The sequence below is a fragment of the Streptococcus oralis genome, assembly GCF_026782125.1.
In the GTDB taxonomy this organism is placed as follows: domain Bacteria; phylum Bacillota; class Bacilli; order Lactobacillales; family Streptococcaceae; genus Streptococcus; species Streptococcus oralis_CE.
Genome location: NZ_JAKUVY010000005.1, coordinates 204,576 through 224,774 on the forward strand (window position 1 = coordinate 204,576; position 20,199 = coordinate 224,774).

At 42.2% G+C, this 20,199-nt stretch carries 21 protein-coding genes; 16 read left to right on the forward strand and 5 right to left on the reverse strand.

Going from position 1 to position 20,199, the window contains the following annotated elements:
• Window positions 1-17: 17 nt before the first annotated feature.
• A complete protein-coding gene (locus MK385_RS05720; protein ID WP_049479078.1) occupies window positions 18-443 on the reverse strand; it encodes a DUF6556 family protein in 426 nt (141 codons plus the stop codon).
• Window positions 444-580: 137 nt separating this feature from the next.
• On the opposite strand from MK385_RS05720, the gene MK385_RS05725 reads away from it, so the two are divergent.
• The 9 genes from MK385_RS05725 (at window position 581) to MK385_RS05765 (ending at window position 9,555) form a co-directional block, all read left to right on the forward strand.
• A complete protein-coding gene (locus tag MK385_RS05725; RefSeq protein ID WP_049518978.1) occupies window positions 581-1,723 on the forward strand; it encodes a cysteine desulfurase family protein in 1,143 nt (380 codons plus the stop codon).
• A gap of 8 nt (window positions 1,724-1,731) precedes the next feature.
• On the forward strand, window positions 1,732-2,946 hold the full coding sequence (thiI, locus tag MK385_RS05730; RefSeq protein ID WP_049477630.1) for a tRNA uracil 4-sulfurtransferase ThiI: 1,215 nt from the start codon (window positions 1,732-1,734) through the stop codon (window positions 2,944-2,946).
• Window positions 2,947-3,081: 135 nt separating this feature from the next.
• The gene (locus MK385_RS05735) at window positions 3,082-3,906 is read left to right on the forward strand and encodes an alpha/beta hydrolase (RefSeq protein ID WP_167266243.1); all 825 of its coding nucleotides are present in this window, start codon (window positions 3,082-3,084) and stop codon (window positions 3,904-3,906) included.
• A 20-nt stretch (window positions 3,907-3,926) separates the two neighbouring features.
• The gene (locus MK385_RS05740; protein WP_044021030.1) at window positions 3,927-4,667 is read left to right on the forward strand and encodes an esterase family protein; all 741 of its coding nucleotides are present in this window, start codon (window positions 3,927-3,929) and stop codon (window positions 4,665-4,667) included.
• Window positions 4,668-4,679: 12 nt separating this feature from the next.
• The gene (locus tag MK385_RS05745; RefSeq protein WP_268725521.1) at window positions 4,680-5,846 is read left to right on the forward strand and encodes an ATP-grasp domain-containing protein; all 1,167 of its coding nucleotides are present in this window, start codon (window positions 4,680-4,682) and stop codon (window positions 5,844-5,846) included.
• A 157-nt stretch (window positions 5,847-6,003) separates the two neighbouring features.
• Window positions 6,004-6,873, forward strand: coding sequence for an aquaglyceroporin Gla (gene gla / locus MK385_RS05750; RefSeq protein WP_000348117.1), 870 nt, complete (start codon window positions 6,004-6,006; stop codon window positions 6,871-6,873).
• 110 nt (window positions 6,874-6,983) lie between these two features.
• On the forward strand, window positions 6,984-7,709 hold the full coding sequence (locus tag MK385_RS05755; RefSeq protein ID WP_049479072.1) for a CppA N-terminal domain-containing protein: 726 nt from the start codon (window positions 6,984-6,986) through the stop codon (window positions 7,707-7,709).
• Window positions 7,706-8,641 (forward strand): serine hydrolase domain-containing protein, encoded by a 936-nt coding sequence (locus tag MK385_RS05760; protein WP_268725522.1) that lies wholly within the window; start codon window positions 7,706-7,708, stop codon window positions 8,639-8,641. Before MK385_RS05755 ends, MK385_RS05760 begins: the two co-directional genes overlap by 4 nt.
• Before the next feature lie 8 nt (window positions 8,642-8,649).
• The gene (locus tag MK385_RS05765) at window positions 8,650-9,555 is read left to right on the forward strand and encodes a DMT family transporter (protein ID WP_268725523.1); all 906 of its coding nucleotides are present in this window, start codon (window positions 8,650-8,652) and stop codon (window positions 9,553-9,555) included.
• Between the two features lie 44 nt (window positions 9,556-9,599).
• Here the strand turns inward: MK385_RS05765 and MK385_RS05770 are convergent, their stop codons facing one another.
• Together MK385_RS05770 and rsmG are read right to left on the reverse strand one after the other, a co-directional pair.
• Window positions 9,600-10,883: a uracil-xanthine permease family protein gene (locus MK385_RS05770; protein ID WP_000808282.1), complete on the reverse strand. Its 1,284-nt coding sequence runs from the start codon at window positions 10,881-10,883 to the stop codon at window positions 9,600-9,602.
• A gap of 240 nt (window positions 10,884-11,123) precedes the next feature.
• Complete coding sequence (gene rsmG, locus MK385_RS05775; RefSeq protein ID WP_247931220.1) at window positions 11,124-11,837, reverse strand: 16S rRNA (guanine(527)-N(7))-methyltransferase RsmG; 714 nt, start codon at window positions 11,835-11,837, stop codon at window positions 11,124-11,126.
• A 93-nt stretch (window positions 11,838-11,930) separates the two neighbouring features.
• On the opposite strand from rsmG, the gene MK385_RS05780 reads away from it, so the two are divergent.
• Entirely contained in the window at window positions 11,931-12,491 is a 561-nt protein-coding gene (locus MK385_RS05780) for a LemA family protein (protein WP_000219838.1), read from the forward strand.
• A 1-nt stretch (window position 12,492) separates the two neighbouring features.
• Complete coding sequence (htpX, locus tag MK385_RS05785; RefSeq protein ID WP_268725524.1) at window positions 12,493-13,392, forward strand: zinc metalloprotease HtpX; 900 nt, start codon at window positions 12,493-12,495, stop codon at window positions 13,390-13,392.
• A gap of 45 nt (window positions 13,393-13,437) precedes the next feature.
• On the opposite strand, the gene MK385_RS05790 is transcribed toward htpX, so the two are convergent.
• Together MK385_RS05790 and MK385_RS05795 are read right to left on the reverse strand one after the other, a co-directional pair.
• Complete coding sequence (locus MK385_RS05790; protein ID WP_268725525.1) at window positions 13,438-14,997, reverse strand: ATP-binding cassette domain-containing protein; 1,560 nt, start codon at window positions 14,995-14,997, stop codon at window positions 13,438-13,440.
• 333 nt (window positions 14,998-15,330) lie between these two features.
• Window positions 15,331-15,660: a hypothetical protein gene (locus MK385_RS05795; RefSeq protein WP_042767715.1), complete on the reverse strand. Its 330-nt coding sequence runs from the start codon at window positions 15,658-15,660 to the stop codon at window positions 15,331-15,333.
• Window positions 15,661-15,828: 168 nt separating this feature from the next.
• Between MK385_RS05795 and MK385_RS05800 the strand changes: the two genes are divergently transcribed.
• The 5 genes from MK385_RS05800 to MK385_RS05820 all read left to right on the forward strand — a co-directional run bounded on the left by MK385_RS05800 (window position 15,829) and on the right by MK385_RS05820 (window position 19,804).
• Window positions 15,829-16,371, forward strand: a complete 543-nt coding sequence (locus MK385_RS05800; RefSeq protein ID WP_268725526.1) for a YceD family protein — start codon at window positions 15,829-15,831, stop codon at window positions 16,369-16,371.
• Complete coding sequence (gene nth / locus MK385_RS05805) at window positions 16,372-17,001, forward strand: endonuclease III (protein ID WP_268725527.1); 630 nt, start codon at window positions 16,372-16,374, stop codon at window positions 16,999-17,001.
• A gap of 210 nt (window positions 17,002-17,211) precedes the next feature.
• Window positions 17,212-17,733 carry a bifunctional pyr operon transcriptional regulator/uracil phosphoribosyltransferase PyrR gene (gene pyrR, locus MK385_RS05810; protein WP_000850018.1) on the forward strand — a complete coding sequence of 174 codons (522 nt, stop codon included), beginning with the start codon at window positions 17,212-17,214 and terminating at the stop codon, window positions 17,731-17,733.
• A gap of 18 nt (window positions 17,734-17,751) precedes the next feature.
• Window positions 17,752-18,675 carry an aspartate carbamoyltransferase catalytic subunit gene (locus MK385_RS05815; RefSeq protein WP_001293853.1) on the forward strand — a complete coding sequence of 308 codons (924 nt, stop codon included), beginning with the start codon at window positions 17,752-17,754 and terminating at the stop codon, window positions 18,673-18,675.
• A 49-nt stretch (window positions 18,676-18,724) separates the two neighbouring features.
• Complete coding sequence (locus MK385_RS05820) at window positions 18,725-19,804, forward strand: carbamoyl phosphate synthase small subunit (RefSeq protein ID WP_000166847.1); 1,080 nt, start codon at window positions 18,725-18,727, stop codon at window positions 19,802-19,804.
• Window positions 19,805-20,199 lie beyond the last annotated feature (395 nt).

The window sequence follows — 20,199 nt, forward strand, 5'->3', positions numbered from 1 at the left end:
AGAAGCTATTTTAGTGACTACTGGTTCGTTTTAGTTTCAGAACTCGTCGTATTTGACTGTGTACCGTTATCGCTTGTTTCTTTATTTGTAGCAGGTGTAGAAGAGTCCTGAGTTGTTGTTTTCTGTTCTTCTTTTTTCTCCTCTTTTTTATTGGATTGAGAAGTTTCTTCTTGTAGGGTATTTTCTTTAGTAGAAGTGTTGTCCCTGTTAGGAGTAGTATTTTCCTGAGGGGATTCTTTTTGAATTTCCTTGACAACAGTTGTTTGAGTTGTCGTCGGTTCTTTTTTGTTGTTCTTGTTATTATCCATCGCGTTCATGATGGTAATAGTAGCGGTGATGAGACCAAGGATACTACCGATGGTAGCAATCGTTTTTTGAAAGACAGTAAATCCCTTTTTGATGTGTTCTGTTTTTGGTTTTGAAGTTCTACGATAGTTAGACATGATACTCTCCTTTAATTATGATTTATTATACCTCATTTCTTTAAAAAAATCTTAAAAAAAGAGAAACCTCCCTTTCTTGTCGCAGGTCTCTTTTCGTGATACAATAGAAGGAGTGATTTTAGAAAGCGTGAGAAAACATGATCTACTTTGATAATTCGGCGACAACCAAGCCTTATCCTGAAGCACTTGAAACCTACATGCAGGTTGCTTCAAAAATTGTAGGAAATCCGTCTAGTCTCCATCGTCTGGGAGATCAGGCAACACGAATTTTAGATGCTTCCCGGCAGCAAATTGCAGATTTAATTGGCAAGAAGAGTGATGAAATCTTCTTTACCTCTGGTGGAACAGAAGGAGATAACTGGGTTATCAAGGGTGTGGCCTTTGAAAAAGCCCAGTTTGGTATGCACATCATCGTATCAGCTATTGAACATCCAGCAGTCAAGGAATCAGCCCTTTGGCTGAATAGTCAAGGTTTTGAAATAGATTTTGCTCCAGTTGATGAGAAAGGATTTGTGGATGTTGAAGCATTAGCAGATTTGCTACGACCTGATACGACCCTTGTCTCCATCATGGCAGTTAACAACGAAATTGGCTCTATCCAGCCTATTGAGGCTATTTCGAAACTGTTAGCAGATAAGCCGACTATTTCCTTCCATGTTGATGCGGTTCAGGCACTTGCTAAGATTCCAACTGAAAAGTATCTAACTGATCGAGTGGATTTTGCGACCTTTTCAAGTCATAAGTTTCATGGTGTCAGAGGTGTTGGATTTGTCTATATCAAGTCTGGTAAGAGGATCATGCCTCTTTTAACAGGTGGTGGTCAGGAGCGAGACTATCGTTCGACAACTGAAAATGTTGCTGGAATTGCAGCGACAGCCAAAGCTCTCCGTTTATCTATGGAAAAGTTAGATATCTTTGCTAGTAAGACAGGGCAGATGAAGGCAGTCATTCGTCAAGCTCTTCTGGATTATCCAGATATTTTTGTCTTTTCAGATGAGGAAGACTTTGCCCCTCATATCCTGACTTTTGGGATTAAGGGTGTTCGTGGTGAAGTCATCGTTCACGCCTTTGAAGACTATGATATTTTCATTTCCACAACCTCTGCTTGTTCGTCCAAGGCAGGAAAACCTGCGGGGACCTTGATTGCCATGGGAGTGGACAAAGATAAGGCCCAGTCAGCTGTGCGTCTAAGCCTAGACCTGGAAAATGATATGAGTCAAGTCGAGCAGTTTTTGACCAAGCTAAAATTAATTTACAATCAAACTAGAAAAGTAAGATAGGAGCATTTATGCAGTATTCAGAAATTATGATTCGTTACGGAGAATTGTCAACCAAGCACAAAAATCGTATGCGTTTCATTAATAAACTTCGTAATAATATTTCAGACGTTTTGTCTATCTATCCTCAAGTTAAGGTAACCGCAGATCGCGACCGTGCCCACGCTTACCTCAATGGAGCTGATTACACAGCAGTAGCAGAATCACTCAAACAAGTCTTTGGAATTCAAAATTTTTCTCCTGTGTATAAGATTGAAAAGTCAGTGGACGTTCTGAAGTCTGCTGTCCAAGAGATTATGAAGGAAATCTACAAGGAAGGCATGACCTTTAAAATCACTAGCAAGCGTAGCGATCACAACTTTGAATTGGATAGTCGTGAACTGAATCAAACTCTTGGTGGAGCTGTTTTCGAGGCTATTCCAAACGTGCAAGCTCAGATGAAAAATCCAGATATTAATCTTCAGGTTGAGATTCGTGAAGAGGCTGCCTATCTTTCCTATGAAACTTTTCGTGGAGCAGGAGGATTACCTGTGGGAAGTTCTGGTAAAGGTATGCTCATGTTGTCAGGAGGGATTGACTCACCTGTAGCAGGTTATCTAGCTCTTAAACGTGGGGTAGATATTGAAGCCGTCCACTTTGCTAGCCCGCCATACACAAGTCCTGGTGCCCTCAAGAAAGCCCACGATTTGACTCGGAAATTGACCAAGTTTGGTGGCAATATCCAGTTTATCGAGGTGCCTTTTACAGAGATTCAAGAGGAAATCAAGGCTAAGGCACCAGAAGCCTACCTCATGACCTTGACCCGTCGTTTTATGATGCGCATTACCGACCGTATTCGAGAGGTGAGAAATGGTTTAGTTATCATCAATGGGGAAAGTCTTGGTCAAGTAGCTAGCCAGACCTTGGAAAGCATGCAGACTATCAACGCTGTGACCAGCACTCCTATCATTCGTCCCGTGGTTACGATGGACAAGTTGGAAATCATTGATATCGCGCAGGAAATCGATACCTTTGAAATTTCAATCCAGCCTTTTGAGGACTGTTGTACAATTTTTGCGCCTGACCGTCCCAAGACAAATCCTAAGATAGAGAATGCAGAGCAGTATGAAAAACGCATGGATGTTGAAGGCTTGGTTGAGCGAGCAGTGGCTGGGATTATGATTACTGAAATCACTCCCCAGGTTGAAAAAGATGCTGTCGATGAGTTAATTGACAATCTCCTCTAATTATAAAATCCAGAAGAATTCAAAAAAATAAATGAAAAAGTTAGTTATTTATCCTTAAAATGGACAATTACTGACTTTTTTTCTATTTTTATGGTATAATGAGATAAAATTTTGAATATAGAGAGTTTTCTGACAATGAATCATTCCTACTTTTACTTAAAAATGAAAGAACACAAACTCAAGGTGCCTTATACTGGAAAAGAGCGTCGTGTGCGTGTGCTTCTGCCAAAGGACTACGAGAAGGACACAGACCGTTTTTATCCTGTAGTTTACTTTCATGATGGGCAAAATGTCTTTTACAGCAAGGAGTCCTATATCGGACACTCTTGGAAGATCATTCCGGCCATTAAGCGGAATCCTGACATCAGTCGCATGATTGTTGTTGCTATTGACAATGATGGTATGGGGCGGATGAATGAGTATGCAGCTTGGAAGTTTCAAGAATCTCCTATTCCAGGCCAGCAGTTTGGTGGTAAGGGTGTGGAGTATGCCGAGTTTGTCATGGAGGTGGTCAAGCCTTTTATCGATGAAACCTATCGTACCAAAGCTGATCGCCAGCACACCGCTATGATTGGTTCGTCGCTAGGAGGCAATATCACCCAGTTTATCGGACTAGAGTACCAAGATCGAATTGGTTGTCTAGGTGTCTTTTCATCTGCTAACTGGCTCCACCAAGAAGCATTTAACCGCTATATCGAGCGTAAAAAATTGACGCCTGAACAGCGCATTTTTATCTATGTAGGAACAGAAGAAGCGGATGATACAGACAAGACCTTGATGGCTGGCAATATCAAGCAAGCCTATATCGACTCATCGCTTCGCTATTACCATGATTTGATTGCAGGGGGAGTTCATCTGGATAATCTTGTCTTGAAAGTTCAGTCTGGTGCGATCCATAGTGAAATCCCTTGGTCGGAAAATTTACCAGACTGTCTCCGATTTTTTGCAGAGAAATGGTAAGTTAGGAAAGGAGAAAGCCAATGCATATTGAAAACCTTAGCCACTGGAGTGGCCATCTCAACCGTGAAATGTATCTCAACCGTTATGGACATGCTGGGATTCCAGTTGTTGTTTTTGCTTCATCTGGTGGCAGTCACAATGAATACTATGATTTTGGCATGATTGATGCCTGTGCTTCCTTTATCGAGGAGGGCCGCGTCCAGTTCTTTACGCTATCCAGTGTGGACAGTGAGAGCTGGCTGGCTACTTGGAAAAATGCTCATGACCAGGCGGAGATGCACCGCGCCTACGAACGCTATGTAATTGAGGAGGCCATTCCTTTTATCAAGCATAAGACAGGTTGGTTTGATGGCATGATGACGACAGGATGCTCAATGGGGGCTTACCATGCACTTAATTTCTTTCTCCAGCATCCAGATGTCTTTACCAAGGTGATTGCCCTCAGTGGTGTTTACGACGCACGTTTCTTTGTTGGCGATTACTACAATGACGATGCTATTTACCAAAACTCGCCAGTAGATTATATCTGGAATCAAAACGACGGCTGGTTTATTGATCGTTACCGTCAGGCAGAAATCGTCGTTTGTACGGGACTTGGTGCCTGGGAACAAGATGGTCTGCCATCTTTCTACAAGCTCAAAGAAGCCTTTGACCAGAAACAAATTCCAGCCTGGTTTGCTGAATGGGGACACGATGTCGCCCACGACTGGGAATGGTGGCGTAAACAAATGCCCTATTTTCTTGGACACCTGTATCTATAAAAGGAGTTGCCTATGAATTACCTTGTTATTTCTCCCTACTATCCGCAAAACTTTCAACAGTTTACCATCGAGTTAGCTAATAAAGGCATCACAGTCTTGGGAATTGGTCAGGAGCCTTACGAACAACTAGATGAGCCTTTGCGTAATAGTCTAACCGAGTATTTCCGGGTGGACAATCTTGAGAACATAGACGAAGTCAAACGTGCAGTTGCCTTTCTATTTTATAAGCATGGCCCAATCGACCGTATCGAGTCCCACAATGAATACTGGCTTGAACTAGACGCAACACTCAGAGAACAATTCAATGTCTTTGGTGCCAAACCCGAAGACCTTAAAAAAACCAAGTTTAAGTCTGAGATGAAGAAACTCTTCCAAAAGGCAGGCGTACCTGTTGTACCTGGGGCTGTTATCCAGACAGAAGCAGATGTAGACCAAGCAGTCGAGACGATTGGCTTACCAATGATTGCCAAACCGGATAATGGAGTGGGAGCAGCAGCTACCTTTAAGTTGGAAAGTCAGGAAGATGTGGACCGGTTCAAGCAAGAATGGGACCATTCTACCGTTTATTTCTTTGAGAAATTTGTCACTTCTAGTGAAATCTGTACCTTTGACGGGTTTGTGGACAAGGGTGGCAATATCGTCTTTTCAACGACTTTTGACTACGCCCATACACCACTTGATCTCATGATTTATAAGATGGACAATTCCTACTATGTGCTTAAGGATATGGATTCTAAGCTGCGCAAGTATGGTGAGGCCATCGTCAAAGAATTTGGAATGAGAGAACGCTTTTTCCATATCGAGTTTTTCCGTGACGGGGACGACTACATTGCCATTGAGTACAATAACCGTCCTGCAGGTGGCTTTACCATTGATGTTTATAACTTTGCTCACTCTTTGGACCTCTATCGTGGCTATGCAGCTATTGTCGCAGGAGAAGAGTTCCCAGCATCAGAGTTTGAACCACAATACTGTTTAGCTACATCACGTCGTGCCAATGCAAACTATGTCTATTCAGAAGAAGACTTGCTTGCTAAGTACAGCCAGCAATTCAAGGTCAAAAAAATCATGCCAGCAGCCTTTGCAGAGCTACAAGGGGACTACCTTTATATGTTGACCACTCCGAGTCGCCAAGAGATGGAGCAGATGATTGCAGATTTTGGTCAACGTCAAGAATAACGATTAGGACAAAAGGAGTTTGACTTCTTTTGTCCTTTTCTTAAAGATAAGTTAAATAAAGCGTTTTCCATAGATTCTTTTAGAAAAGATATTGCTAAAAGGCCTAAAAATTGATAGAATAAGGATTGTCTAAAAAAATTTAAGGAGAATCTATCAAATGGATTTTACATGGGCTATTAAATATGCCACAGAATTCTTGGGAACTGCTATTTTGATCATTCTTGGTAATGGTGCAGTTGCTAACGTTGAACTTAAAGGTACGAAAGGTCACCAAAGTGGCTGGCTCGTTATCGCGGTTGGTTATGGTATGGGGGTTATGATCCCAGCCTTGATGTTTGGTAATGTATCTGGTAACCACATCAACCCAGCTTTCACTCTTGGACTTGCTGTTAGTGGACTTTTCTCTTGGGAGCAAGTACCATATTACATCCTAGCACAAGTTTTGGGAGCAATCTTTGGTCAAGCTTTGGTTGTAGCGACTCACCGTCCTTACTACTTGAAGACAGAAAATCCAAACAATATCTTGGGTACCTTCTCAACGATTTCAAGCATCGACCACGGTACAAAAGAATCACGTTTTGCAGCTACTGTTAACGGTTTCCTCAATGAGTTTGTAGGTTCATTTGTTCTTTTCTTTGCAGCACTTGGTTTGACTAAAAACTTCTTTGGTGCTGAGGTTCTTCAATACATGAAACAAATGGCTACTCAAGCTGGACAAACTGTTGATTTAAGTGAATTGGCAGTGAAAGCTCAAGTAGCTCCACATACAGCTGCTGGGATCTCAGTTGCGCACTTGGCACTTGGTTTCCTAGTAATGGCCTTGGTAACTTCACTCGGTGGACCTACTGGACCTGGTTTGAACCCAGCTCGTGACTTTGGACCACGTCTTCTTCATGAACTCCTTCCAAAATCAGTTCTTGGTCAACACAAGGGTGATTCAAAATGGTGGTATGCATGGGTTCCGGTTGTAGCTCCAATTGCAGCGGGTATTGCAGCAGTAGCACTATTCAAATTACTTTACCTATAAAAAATAAAACTGGGGAATCCCAGTTTTTTTGTTATAAAATTTTTAAATAAAATAGATATGGCTTGTAAAATATTCGAAAATCCTTTAAAATAAAAGAGTTGGAGGAATATATGAATGTGAATGAGATTGTTCGGATCGTTCCGACTTTGAAAGTTAATAATCGAAAATTAAATGAAAGTTTTTACATTGAAACCCTGGGGATGAAACCTTTGCTGGAAGAGTCTGCCTTTCTTTCCTTAGGCGACCAGACAGCTACGGAGAGATTGATTTTAGAAGAGGCTCCAAGCATGCGAACACGCAGAGTTGAAGGGCTTAAGAAGCTAGCTAGACTCTTGATAAAGGTTGAAAATCCCTCTGAAATCGAGGCCCTCCTTTCTCAGATGAAGTCTCTTCCTCGCTTATTTAAAGGTAACCGTGGGTATGCTTTTGAGATTGTTTCTCCTGAAGAGGATGTGATCCTTGTTCATGCAGAAGATGATATAAGAGATTTGGTTCCACTGGAAACTGTTCCTGAATTTTATTCAAATACAAGTATAAAATACGTGAGCCAATTTGAGGTTTCTATGGAGTTGCGTTTGCCTGAAGGGACAGAGAGTTTACTTGATCCCGAAGGAGTAGCGCCAGTAATTACCTTTACTAAAGGACAAGGACCAGATTTGGCTGTTGAAAACAATGTCACTTGGGACCTGACGATGTTAAAATTTTTAGTCAAGAATTTTGATCTAACCAGTCTTCGTCAGAAATTTGAAAAGACAGGCTACTTTGTCCCTAAGTCTGAAAAATTCTTCCTTGGTAAAGATACCAATAACATTGAATTGTGGTTTGAAGAAGCATGAAGTGGGAAAAAATTCTAAGAAAAATAGAAAATCAAATTGAGGCAGGGATTTATCCCGGGGCCTCTTTTGCATATTATAAGGATGGTGAATGGAAAGAGTCTTATCTAGGATTGAGTGATCCAGAACGAGACTTGAAGACAGAAAGTGGTTTGGTTTATGATCTAGCCAGTGTGAGTAAGGTCGTGGGAGTGGGGACGGTTTTTACCTTCTTGTGGCAGCAGGGCACATTCGATATTGATCGACCGGTAACGGATTTTTTACCGGAGTGTGATTATCCTGATATCACTATACGGCAGCTTCTGACCCATGCCACAGACTTGGACCCCTTTATTCCCAATCGAGACAAGTTAAGTGCAGAGGAATTAAGAGAAGCCATGTTTCACCTCAACAGACGAAATCAGCCAGCCTTCCTATACTCGGACGTTCACTTTTTACTCTTGGGCTTTCTTTTGGAAAAAATCTTTAACCAAGACTTGGATCAGATTATAGAAGAACAAGTTTTGGAAGCATGGAGAATGAAGGAGACCAAGTTCGGTCCCGTTGAGCAAGCTGTCCCAACAGTGAGAGGGGTGGAGGCCGGAATCATTCATGATCCCAAAGCTCGTCTATTAGGGAAACACGCTGGAAGTGCTGGTTTGTTTTCGACTGTTAAGGATTTGCAGATCTTTCTGGAACATTACTTGAAAGATGATTTTGCTGCAGAATTGAGCCGAAATTTTTCTCCCTTAGAGGATAAGGAGCGGTCTCTAGCCTGGAATCTGGAAGGGGCTTGGCTCGACCATACGGGTTATACTGGTACCTTTATCATGTGGAATCGAGAGAAACAAGAAGCGGCTATCTTTTTATCCAATCGAACGTATGAGAAGGATGAGCGTGCCCAGTGGATAGTTGACCGAAACCAAGTCATGGAAATGATTCGTCAAGAAGAGTAGGGGGAAGCATGTCAAAAATCGTAAAAGGAACTCTGTATACAGTAGTAGCAGGAATTGCTTGGGGCTTGTCTGGAACCAGTGGCCAATACCTGATGGTACACGGGATTTCCGCTCTAGTCTTGACCAATTTGCGACTTATCATTGCAGGCTTGGCACTGGTGTTCTTATCCTACGTGACTGCAAAGGATAAACTCTATGCTTTTTTAAAAGATAGAAAAAGTCTGCTATCTCTGTTGCTATTTGCAGTGTTCGGACTTTTCTTAAACCAGTTTGCCTATCTTTCTGCCATTCAGGAGACCAATGCTGGAACAGCGACAGTTCTCCAGTATGTGTGCCCCGTTGGGATCTTGGTTTATACCTGTATGAAGGATAGGGTAGCACCGACACTGGCTGAGATTATTTCGATTGGATTGGCTATAGGAGGAACCTTTCTGATTGCGACGCACGGGGAACTTGACCAGTTGTCTGTCACACCCCTAGGTCTGTTCTGGGGCCTCTTTTCAGCCTTGACCTATGCCCTCTATATCATCCTTCCTATTGCTTTGATTAAGAAGTGGGGTAGTATTTTGGTGATTGGTGTCGGGATGGTTATTTCTGGTGTAGTGGCTCTTCCTTTCACAGGAGTCTTACAGGCCAGCATACCGACTAGCTTAGATTTTCTCTTTGCATTTGCTGGGATTATCATCATCGGAACGGTCTTTGCCTATACAGCTTTCCTAAAGGGAGCTAGTCTGATAGGCCCTGTTAAGTCTAGTTTATTAGCTTCCATAGAACCAATTTCTGCCGTTTTCTTTGCCTTTCTGATTATGAAGGAACAGTTTTATGCGATTGATTTTATCGGTATGGCTATGATTTTACTAGCCGTGACCATTATTTCATTGAAAGATTTACTGTTGGAAATAAAGAGTAAGTAATTAAAAAATCCACTCAATCGAGTGGATTTTTTGTGTATAGATGATTAGTCTTTATTTTCGTGTGGCAAAATCAAGTTCAAGATGATTCCTGTCATGGCTGATAGAGCAGTACCTGAAAGGGTTACTGGACCGAGTTTAAGGATTGCTCCACCAAGTCCAAGTACCAGCATAGCACTTGCAATGATAAGGTTACGCATTTGGCTGAAGTCAACGCGTTCCTTAATCAAAACTTTCAAACCATTGCTGGCGATAACTCCGTAGAGAAGGATGGACATGCCACCAAGCACAGCATTTGGAATGGTTGAAATCAAGGCAGTGAATTTCCCTAGGAAGCTAAGAGCAATGGCGATGAAGGCCGCGTTACGGATAACAGAGACAGAAGCGATACGAGTCATCCCAATAACCCCTGTATTTTCGCCGTAAGTCGTATTAGCTGGTCCACCGAGGAAGGCTGATACAGATGTCGCGATACCATCACCAAGAAGCGTACGGTGAAGTCCTGGTTCTTTCAGGAATTGACGGCCACAGATTTGGCTTAAAACTGTGTGGTCTCCGATGTGTTCTGAAATGGTTACAATAGCGATTGGCAAGATGGCGATTGTTTCAGGACCGAAGTACAAGTTGTACTCTTTAAAGGCTCCACCTGTACTAAATGGCAAGTAGAAACCAGGAATTTCAAACCAATTGGCTTGAAGGACTGGGGTAAAGTCAACCAAACCAAGCATCATAGCGAAGATATAACCACCGATGATGGCAAAGAGGAAAGGAATGATACGAAGGAAACCTTTTCCTTTTGTATTGATAAAGGCCGCAATCAAGAACGTAACAACGGCTACAAGAGCATTCTTCCAGTTTCCGTCTGCTACAAGTCCAGCATTCGTTACAGCAGAACCAGCAAGACCAAGACCGATAACGATAATCATAGGTCCGATAATGATTGGGGGCAAGAGTTTATCAATCCATTTCGTACCTGCAAAACGAACACTTGCTGCTACAAGGACATAGACCAAACCAGTCAAGATTACCCCCGTTTGGGCAGCAGAGACATCGCCTCCCATTTCTTTCATGGCTAGAGACATAGCTGTGATAAAGGCGAATGAAGAACCTAGATAAACTGGAACCTTAAAGCCAGTAGAAATCATGTAGATAAGTGTTCCAATACCGGAAGCGAAGAGAGCAACCGATACGGGCATTCCCAAAATTAAGGGAACGAGAATGGTTGCACCAAACATGGCAAATACGTGCTGGAAGCTTAGAAGAATACCTTTACCAGCAGAAGGACGTTGATCAACGTCTAGTAACAAGTCAACAGTTGATTCCTGTTTCATAAAAACCTCACTTTTGGGCACCAAAAAAGAGCCCATTATTTTGCAGCAATAGGCCCTCAGAGTAAGACTTTTTAAAAAATAGCTATCTTTTAAAAATTTATATAAATCTGCGCCTTCGTCACCTCACAGGATGACATTAAAAACCTTTGCTTGTGATAGTATAGCAGAAAAAAATGATTTTGTAAATCATTTTTTCCCGAGCCCGGAAATGCGAGAGCGAGGTATGATTTTGTAAATTGTTTAAAGAGGGCGTTTATTGGGCATGCCAGCTTTTCTTGGGTACTTGTTAGGTGTTTCCTTTTTCTTTTCGACGACAGTGATGTAGCGCGGATCTCCATTTGGCAGGGCGTAGCTGAGGTTGTCCTCTACCTTGCTAAAGAGCAGATTGAGGGCATTCTTGGCTTCTAGCAATTCCTCGGGGGCATTGCTGGCCTTGAGTGCCAATAGTTTGCCACCAACTTTAAGGTAAGGAATTGTCAATTCAGACAAGACCTGCAAACGAGCAACCGCACGAGCAGTCACTATATCAAACCGGGCACGGAAGTTCTTGTCTTGGGCAAAGTCTTCTGCCCGTCCATGGTAGAAGTGAACACCATCCAAATCCAACTCCTGAGCCAAAAGCTGAAGGAAGTTGATGCGCTTATTTAGCGAATCAATGATGGTCACATCTAACTGAGGATAGAGGATTTTCATAGGAAGACTAGGAAATCCTGCTCCAGCTCCGATATCAAGAAGTTTGATAGTTTCATTTGAAATCAAGCCTTGTAGGATGGGTGCAATCGAATCATAAAAGTGCTTAAGGTAGACTTCTTCTTTGTCAGTAATAGCGGTCAAATTAATCTTTTCATTCCACTCGACTAAGAGTTCAAAATAGCGTTCAAATTGATTCTTTTGCTGGTCAGAAAGTGGAAGATTTTGCTCAGCTAGTAGGCTGTAAAATGTTTCTGGTTTCATAGTAGTTTCCTTCTCTAGTATCATCTTATTTTACCATATTCATTAAAAATTTGATATACTAGTATTAATCTAAAAGCAGAAAGGAATAAGATTATGACTTGGATTATTCTTGGAGTTTTGGCTCTGATTGTTATTTTTGTGATTGTTAGCTATAACGGTTTGGTGAAAAATCGTATGCAAACCAAGGAGGCTTGGAGCCAGATCGATGTTCAGTTGAAGCGTCGTAATGATCTCCTCCCAAACTTGATTGAAACAGTCAAAGGCTATGCGAAATATGAAGGTTCTACCTTGGAAAAAGTGACAGAACTTCGAAGACAAGTAGCCGCAGCAACTTCACCAGCTGAAGCTATGAAGGCCAGTGATGCCCTTACCCGCCAGATTTCTGGTATCTTTGCAGTAGCAGAGAATTACCCAGACTTGAAAGCTAGTGCTAACTTTATCAAATTACAAGAAGAGTTGACCAATACTGAAAATAAAATTTCTTACTCACGCCAACTCTACAACAGTGTTGTCAGCAACTACAATGTAAAACTTGAAAGTTTCCCAAGCAACATCATCGCAGGACTATTTGGCTTTAAAGCTGCAGACTTCCTTCAAACACCTGAAGAGGAAAAGGCAGTTCCTAAAGTTGACTTTAGCGGATTAGGTGACTAAGATGTTGTTTGATCAAATTGCGAGCAATAAACGAAAAACCTGGATTTTGTTGCTGGTTTTCTTCCTACTCTTGGCCCTGGTTGGTTATGCCGTTGGCTATCTCTTCATGCGATCAGGTCTTGGGGGGATGATCATAGCCCTAATCATTGGTCTTGTCTATGCCTTAACCATGATCTTTCAATCAACAGAGATTGTTATGTCTATGAATGGGGCGCGTGAGGTTGATGAGCAAACGGCACCAGACCTCTACCATGTAGTGGAAGATATGGCCATGGTCGCTCAGATCCCCATGCCACGTGTTTTCATCATTGAGGATTCTTCTTTAAATGCCTTTGCAACAGGTTCGAATCCGCAGAATGCAGCAGTCGCAGCAACGTCGGGTCTTCTGGCTATCATGAATCGTGAGGAGCTAGAAGCTGTTATGGGTCATGAAGTCAGTCATATTCGAAACTACGATATCCGCATTTCGACCATTGCTGTCGCCCTTGCTAGTGCTATTACCATGCTATCTAGTATGGCAGGACGGATGATGTGGTGGGGTGGTGCAGGCCGCAGACGGAGTGATAATGATCGTGATGGAAATGGTCTAGAGATTATCATGCTTGTTATCTCTCTCTTAGCCATTGTTCTAGCACCTCTTGCAGCAACCTTGGTACAACTAGCTATCTCTCGTCAGCGAGAATTTCTAGCGGATGCATCCAGTGTGGAGCTGACCCGCAATCCTCAAGGGATGATCAATGCCTTGCGCAAGTTGGACAATAGCGAGCCAATGCATCACCACGTCGACGATGCTAGCAGCGCTCTTTATATCAATGATCCCAAGAAAGGTGGCGGACTACAAAAACTCTTTTACACCCACCCACCTATCTCAGAACGAATTGAGCGTTTGAAACAGATGTAAACAAAATCCAGAGAAGTTTCTCTGGATTTTTGCTATGTTTAAAATCTAAAAATCTTGTAAATCAACAACTTCCAAACCCTCTTCTGTCAAGCGATAGAGGTTCGTACAGACCTCTTTTAAGAAGCGTCTATCATGCGAAACAGTGATTAGACCGCCGGGATAGGAGGCAAAGAGTTTTCTGATCTCGGGTTGGGAAGTTGGAGAGAAATTTCGGGTAGGCTCATCCAGAAGGAGAAAGTTTGGTTTGCGCAAGACTAAATCCAAAAGTAGGAGTTTACCTTGTTGCCCGCCAGATAGGGAGCGTATTTGGTGGTGCATCTCCGGATAGCTGAAATTTAGACTGGCTAGGTGAGATTGGATTTTCTGTAGTTCCTCTTTTCGTCCAGTTTGGCTGAGGTAGGCTATTGGAGATAAATCCAATTGCAGTTTTTTATGGTAATCTTGTGGCATAAAACCAAGCGAAATCTCTCTTTTGGCGCTGAGCAGTTGTTGAAACTTGGCTAACAGAGTTGATTTCCCAACACCATTTGGCCCGATGATACCGATTTTATCTTGGCCACGGACCGTTAGTTGTAACCCCTGAGCTAAAACGCGCTCTCCAATGGACAAATTTTCTTTTTCCAGTTGGATTAATACTTTAGAAGCCGGTAATGGTTGTATATCTGAGAAGAAAAGTTGGATTTGCTCCTCTTCAAGTGGCTTTTGGGTCATGGACTGGGCTTCCTTTTCAAAGCGTTTTTCTTGAGAGAGTATATTTTTCATCTTTTTAGCCAATAGGCGCCCAACAGTACTGTTTCTGGTAGCTCGAAGTGCAGTTTCTACATTTTGCTTAACTCGGCGATGTTTTTCCATGGTTTTGTCATAGGCTCTCTGGTCGTTAGCAGCTTGCTGGCTTTGTCTGGCAAAATTAGCCTTTCTCTGCTCACTATAGCGATTATAGTCTAAATGCTCGACTAGTGTTTCTGCTTCTTTCCGATGCTTGACCAGTCGCAAGTGGACAATAGTGTCTGCCGTTTGAGAAAGGAAGTCTTCATCATGGGAAATGAAAATAACAGTTTGCCTGGTTTTTTGAATCTGACCTTTTAGCCAATCAATTGTTTCAAGGTCTAGGTCATTTGAAGGTTCATCTAAAAATAGAATCTCAAAGGGTTTTGCCAACTCATGGATGAGCTGAATTTTCAAAGCTTCGCCCCCCGAGAGGCTCCCAATTTCTTGGTCGCTAGCAAAACGGTCACTATCAAAGTGCAACTCCTCCGCCAAACGATAAAGAATACTGTAGTCTAATTCAGTAGAATCCAAAAAGAAGTAGTCGTGTAGAGTCCTATTTTTCAGAATCTCGGGGAGTTTTTGAGGAATGTAGGCCAGTGATTGAAGGTCAGACTGAATGTCGCCCTTGATAGTAAAATCAGGTAATGCTTCCCCCATTAAAGCTCGTAGTAAGGTCGATTTACCATTTCCTTCTTCACCAATAATAGCAACCTTTTCTCCGTCTTGGATAGTCATGGTTAGGTAAGATACAAGATCTCGTAGATCTTTGTTTTGCGTGATGGTTAGATGATTGATTTTTATCATATTGTTGCCCTTTCTAGAATGTCCATAGTGCATAACAAAAAGCTCTACTTTATCTAGTAGAGCCCAAAGTCACTGTTAAAAACTCTAATATCCTCATTGAAAAGGTCGTCAAACTAGTTTGGAGTTGCCTAACCCAAGAGGGGCAGATGATTAACTTTCCAGTTTTTTGATTTTCAATGAGGACAAGATACTAGAAAATCTAGTATAAAAAGAGCACACAAAAAGAGACAAAAACAAGATCTACTAAATAAAGATTCTTTATTTGATAGACTTAGTTGTTCATGTCTCCCTTACCTCCGAGTATTAGTACCTCTATCCTATACCTTTAAGGAAATTTTGTCAATAGAAAATCCAAAATTCTAAACTCTAAAATCCAAAAACAGGTCCATAGAGAGTCAGTACGTGTTTGACATGTTCGTAGTGGAACTTGTCATAGTTGCGCCAAGCGGCGCGTGCTTGATCATTCAGTTTTAGGCTACCCAGTCCAATCAGAAGACTGGTACGTTGGTAAAATTTCTCGAGGTCGATTAAGATACTGTTGTCAATCTTTTCCGCTTTTTTAAGTTCCTTGAGAGTGGTGTTCAGCAGCTCTTGTAGTCGAAGATCATCGGCTGTTCCCTGTTTACAATTTTGGAAACTTTTATTTAACTCGGAAAGGAGTTGATAAGCTTCAGTGATGAGTGCTTTGTCTTCCATATGAGCATCCTCCTTGCTCTGATGTATTCTTGCCTATAGTATAGCACTAATAGGAAAGCTTGTCATAGTAAATATGTTAAAAAATGAGATTTTAATATCAAAGTTTGGGAGGCTGACTTATAGCCTTTTCATGGTATAATCAAGTGAGTACATCTTTATGGAGGAAAAATGAAGTTAAATATTCAAGAAATTCTTAAGCAGTCTGAAGGCTTGCACTTTGAACAAGCTTTAGACCTAGCAACAGACTTGCGTAAACGGAATCAAGAAATTTTGGATGTCAAAGATATCCTTGCGGTGGGAAAGGTCCAACACGAAGACCGTATGTATTTCTTAGATTATCAACTATCTTACACCATTGTTCTTGCTTCCAGTCGCAGTATGGAGCCAGTTGAGTTGGCAGAGTCTTATCCAGTCACGGAAGTTTTCATGGAAGGCGCCACCAATCAACTAGACCAGGAAGTTCTTGATGATGACCTGGTCCTGCCTATCGAAAATGGGGAAATCGACCTTGCTGAGAGCGTAGCAGATAATATCTTGCTCAATATCCCAATCAAGGTCTTGACGGCAGAAGAAGAGGCGGGCCAAGGTTTTGTGTCTGGAAATGACTGGCAAATCATGACTGAGGAAGAATACCAAGCCCAACAAGCAGTCAAGAAAGAAGAAAACAGTCCATTTGCTGGCTTGCAAGGACTATTTGATGGAGACGAGTAGATGGTTTTATCCAAGAAACGTGCCCGTCATGTCATAGAGGAAATTATTGCCCTTTTTCCAGATGCTAAGCCTAGTCTTGATTTTACTAATCATTTTGAACTACTGGTTGCAGTGATGCTGTCAGCCCAGACCACAGATGCAGCGGTAAATAAGGCCACACCAGGTCTCTTTGCAGCCTTTCCAACGCCACAAGCCATGTCTGTAGCGACAGAGAGTGAAATTGCTTCACACATTTCTCGCCTGGGACTGTATCGAAATAAGGCTAAATTCCTTAAAAAATGTGCCCAACAGTTACTAGAAGATTTTGATGGTCAAGTTCCTCAGACTCGAGAGGAATTAGAAAGTCTAGCAGGAGTTGGTCGCAAGACAGCAAATGTCGTCATGAGCGTGGGCTTTGGAATTCCAGCTTTTGCAGTGGACACCCATGTGGAGCGTATCTGTAAGCATCACGATATCGTTAAAAAATCAGCTACGCCACTTGAAGTAGAAAAACGTGTCATGGACGTTCTGCCACCAGAAGAATGGTTAGCAGCCCACCAGGCCATGATTTACTTTGGACGAGCTATCTGCCATCCCAAAAATCCAGAATGTGACCACTATCCCCAATTATCTGATTTTAGTAATATTTAAGCGGACTCTGAAAAAGTTTTTGCTTGATTTTAAGGGTGCTTTGTGCTATAGTAAATGGTAACTAAATAGTCCTTTAAACCTGTCCCGTGAGGCAGGCAAGGAGCGCGATAAAGTAGAAGGGTGAAGTCTATACTGTTTATAGTAGGGCTCGCTTGGCTATACATTTCAAGTCTCCTTGTAGAAGGAGACTTTTCTTTTTGGAGGTTTGTCATGAAGACAAAAGAAGTTGTAGACGAATTGACTGTCAAACGAGCGATTACGCGAATTACTTATGAGATTATCGAGCGCAATAAAGATTTGAATAAAATTATCTTAGCTGGGATAAAAACGCGTGGTGTTTTCATCGCTCATCGTATCAAAGAACGCTTGGAGCAATTGGAAAACATCACTGTTCCTGTTGTGGAATTGGACACCAAACCTTTCCGTGATGATGTTAAAAGCGGAGAAGATACTTCTTTGATTTCTGTTGATGTGACTGACCGTGAAGTTATCTTGGTGGATGATGTACTCTATACAGGCCGTACTATCCGTGCTGCTATTGATAATATTGTTGGCCATGGTCGTCCTGCGCGCGTGAGTCTTGCGGTGCTAGTTGACCGTGGACATAGAGAATTGCCAATCCGTCCAGATTACGTTGGGAAAAATATCCCAACCAGCCGTTCTGAAGAAATCATCGTAGAGATGACAGAACTTGATGGCCAAGACAGAGTTCTGATTACTGAAGAAGCTTAGAAAGCTGAAGGAGTAGCCATGTCAGAAAATCAACAAGCATTGAACCATGTGGTTTCCATGGAAGACCTTACAGTTGATCAAGTGATGAAATTGATCAAACGAGGAATCGAGTTTAAAAACGGAGCTCAACTCCCCTACGAGAACAAACCTATCGTATCGAATCTCTTCTTTGAAGATTCTACACGGACACATAAGTCTTTTGAAGTGGCAGAGATTAAGCTGGGGCTGGAACGACTTGACTTTGATGTGAAGACTAGTTCGGTCAATAAGGGTGAGACATTGTATGATACCATCTTGACCCTATCTGCTTTAGGAGTGGATGTCTGTGTGATTCGCCACCCAGAGGTCGACTATTATAGAGAGTTGATTGCAAGTCCGTCGATTACAACTTCCATTATCAATGGTGGGGATGGTTCGGGACAACATCCTAGCCAGAGCTTGCTTGATTTGATGACTATTTATGAGGAATTTGGCCACTTTGAGGGTCTCAAGGTTGCTATTGCAGGCGACTTGGACCACTCACGCGTTGCCAAATCCAATATGCAGATTTTGAAACGCTTGGGAGCTGAACTGTTCTTTGCAGGACCTGAGGAATGGAGAAGTCAAGAGTTTGCGGACTATGGACAGTTTGTAACCATTGATGAGATTGTTGATCAGGTGGATGTTTTGATGTTACTCCGCGTTCAACATGAACGCCATGATAGTGGAGCAGTTTTTTCAAAAGAAGACTACCATGCTCAACACGGTTTGAACCAAGAACGCTATAATCGCTTAAAAGAAACAGCAATCATTATGCATCCGGCTCCAGTTAATCGAGATGTGGAAATTGCTGACCACTTGGTTGAAGCACCAAAATCACGCATTGTTCAACAAATGACCAACGGTGTCTTTGTTAGAATGGCAATCTTAGAATCCGTATTGGCGAGTAGAAACGCCAACTAAAACACAAGACGTTAAAAGACGCCAGTGAGCGTCCACGAGAGGTGAAAATATGACAAAAAGACTTCTAGTATTAGAAGATGGCACAGTTTTTGAAGGCAAGGCCTTCGGAGCAGACATTGATGTAACAGGCGAAATCGTCTTTAACACAGGGATGACTGGTTACCAAGAATCCATTACAGATCAGTCTTATAATGGACAAATCTTGACCTTCACTTATCCTTTGGTAGGAAATTATGGCATTAATCGTGATGATTACGAATCCATCATTCCAACTTGTAAGGGAGTTGTCGTTTTCGAAGAAGCGCGTCGAGCTAGCAACTGGCGCAACCAAATGACCTTGGATGAATTTTTGAAAGCTAAGAAAATTCCAGGTATTTCAGGGATTGATACGCGTGCACTTACCAAGATTATCCGTAAGCATGGTACCATGCGTGCAACCTTGACTCACGTTGGGGACAGTATGGACCATGTGACGGACCAGCTCCAAGCAACAGTCTTGCCGACAGACAATATCAAACAAGTTTCTACTAAAACTTCCTATCCAGCTCCAGGAGTTGGTTTGAGCGTGGTCTTAGTAGACTTTGGGCTCAAGCACTCAATTCTACGTGAACTTTCTAAGCGCAACTGTAACGTTACGGTTGTTCCGTATTCAACAACGGCAGAAGAAATTCTCCACCTCAATCCTGATGGAGTTATGTTATCAAATGGTCCAGGTAACCCAGAAGATGTTCCAGAAGCACTGGACATGATTCGTGGTGTGCAAGGAAAAATCCCAATCTTCGGAATTTGTATGGGGCACCAACTCTTTGCTATGGCAAACGGGGCTAAGACCTACAAGATGAAATTTGGTCACCGTGGATTTAACCACGCGGTACGTGAGATTGCAACAGGACGTGTAGACTTTACCAGCCAAAACCATGGTTATGCAGTCAGCCGTGAGGACTTGCCAGAGCATTTGATCATCACCCACGAAGAAATCAATGACAAATCAGTTGAAGGAGTTCGCCACAGATACCAACCAGGTTTTTCTGTACAATTCCACCCAGATGCAGCTCCCGGTCCACACGACGCTAGCTACCTCTTTGACGAATTTATCGAGATGATGGAAGCTTTTAAACAAGCAAACTAAGAACGAGTAAAAGCTCGTCGGAGAATTTATTTAACTGAACACGGACGGAAAGCTCGGAATTTAGAGAAACCAACTTGGATTGTCAATCCTTCCTTGGTTTCCTAAAATTCAATCGCTTTCTATTCGTCCTTTGTATCTTATTTAATGTCGCTCTGTGAGGCGACGAATAGAAAGGCAGGTCGTTTCTTTTAGTCGCTATCAGGCGAACTAAAAACTCCCTGCACTAGATTTTTTATCGAAAAATATCGTTTCTCTAAAAAATCGTCGGAGAATTTATTTAATGGCAACCTGAGAGTTGCCGAATAGAAAGGAGAAGGGTGGTCCGTATTTGCTGAACTGAATACGGGCTACGGACGGTGCTAAAAAGATAGTTATTCCTAGAACTGATAGTTCTT

Coding starts and splice junctions, on each gene's coding strand:
- MK385_RS05740 (WP_044021030.1), top strand. CDS start 3,927: ATGCATATTGAAAACCTTAGCCACTGGAGTGGCCATCTCAACCGTGAA.
- rsmG (WP_247931220.1), bottom strand. CDS start 11,837: ATGAAACCAGAAACATTTTACAGCCTACTAGCTGAGCAAAATCTTCCA.
- pyrR (WP_000850018.1), top strand. CDS start 17,212: ATGAAGACAAAAGAAGTTGTAGACGAATTGACTGTCAAACGAGCGATT.
- MK385_RS05735 (WP_167266243.1), top strand. CDS start 3,082: ATGAATCATTCCTACTTTTACTTAAAAATGAAAGAACACAAACTCAAG.
- MK385_RS05760 (WP_268725522.1), top strand. CDS start 7,706: ATGAAGTGGGAAAAAATTCTAAGAAAAATAGAAAATCAAATTGAGGCA.
- thiI (WP_049477630.1), top strand. CDS start 1,732: ATGCAGTATTCAGAAATTATGATTCGTTACGGAGAATTGTCAACCAAG.
- MK385_RS05800 (WP_268725526.1), top strand. CDS start 15,829: ATGAAGTTAAATATTCAAGAAATTCTTAAGCAGTCTGAAGGCTTGCAC.
- MK385_RS05780 (WP_000219838.1), top strand. CDS start 11,931: ATGACTTGGATTATTCTTGGAGTTTTGGCTCTGATTGTTATTTTTGTG.
- MK385_RS05815 (WP_001293853.1), top strand. CDS start 17,752: ATGTCAGAAAATCAACAAGCATTGAACCATGTGGTTTCCATGGAAGAC.
- MK385_RS05790 (WP_268725525.1), bottom strand. CDS start 14,997: ATGCACTATGGACATTCTAGAAAGGGCAACAATATGATAAAAATCAAT.
- MK385_RS05755 (WP_049479072.1), top strand. CDS start 6,984: ATGAATGTGAATGAGATTGTTCGGATCGTTCCGACTTTGAAAGTTAAT.
- htpX (WP_268725524.1), top strand. CDS start 12,493: ATGTTGTTTGATCAAATTGCGAGCAATAAACGAAAAACCTGGATTTTG.
- MK385_RS05720 (WP_049479078.1), bottom strand. CDS start 443: ATGTCTAACTATCGTAGAACTTCAAAACCAAAAACAGAACACATCAAA.
- MK385_RS05795 (WP_042767715.1), bottom strand. CDS start 15,660: ATGGAAGACAAAGCACTCATCACTGAAGCTTATCAACTCCTTTCCGAG.
- MK385_RS05765 (WP_268725523.1), top strand. CDS start 8,650: ATGTCAAAAATCGTAAAAGGAACTCTGTATACAGTAGTAGCAGGAATT.
- nth (WP_268725527.1), top strand. CDS start 16,372: ATGGTTTTATCCAAGAAACGTGCCCGTCATGTCATAGAGGAAATTATT.
- gla (WP_000348117.1), top strand. CDS start 6,004: ATGGATTTTACATGGGCTATTAAATATGCCACAGAATTCTTGGGAACT.
- MK385_RS05725 (WP_049518978.1), top strand. CDS start 581: ATGATCTACTTTGATAATTCGGCGACAACCAAGCCTTATCCTGAAGCA.
- MK385_RS05745 (WP_268725521.1), top strand. CDS start 4,680: ATGAATTACCTTGTTATTTCTCCCTACTATCCGCAAAACTTTCAACAG.
- MK385_RS05820 (WP_000166847.1), top strand. CDS start 18,725: ATGACAAAAAGACTTCTAGTATTAGAAGATGGCACAGTTTTTGAAGGC.
- MK385_RS05770 (WP_000808282.1), bottom strand. CDS start 10,883: ATGAAACAGGAATCAACTGTTGACTTGTTACTAGACGTTGATCAACGT.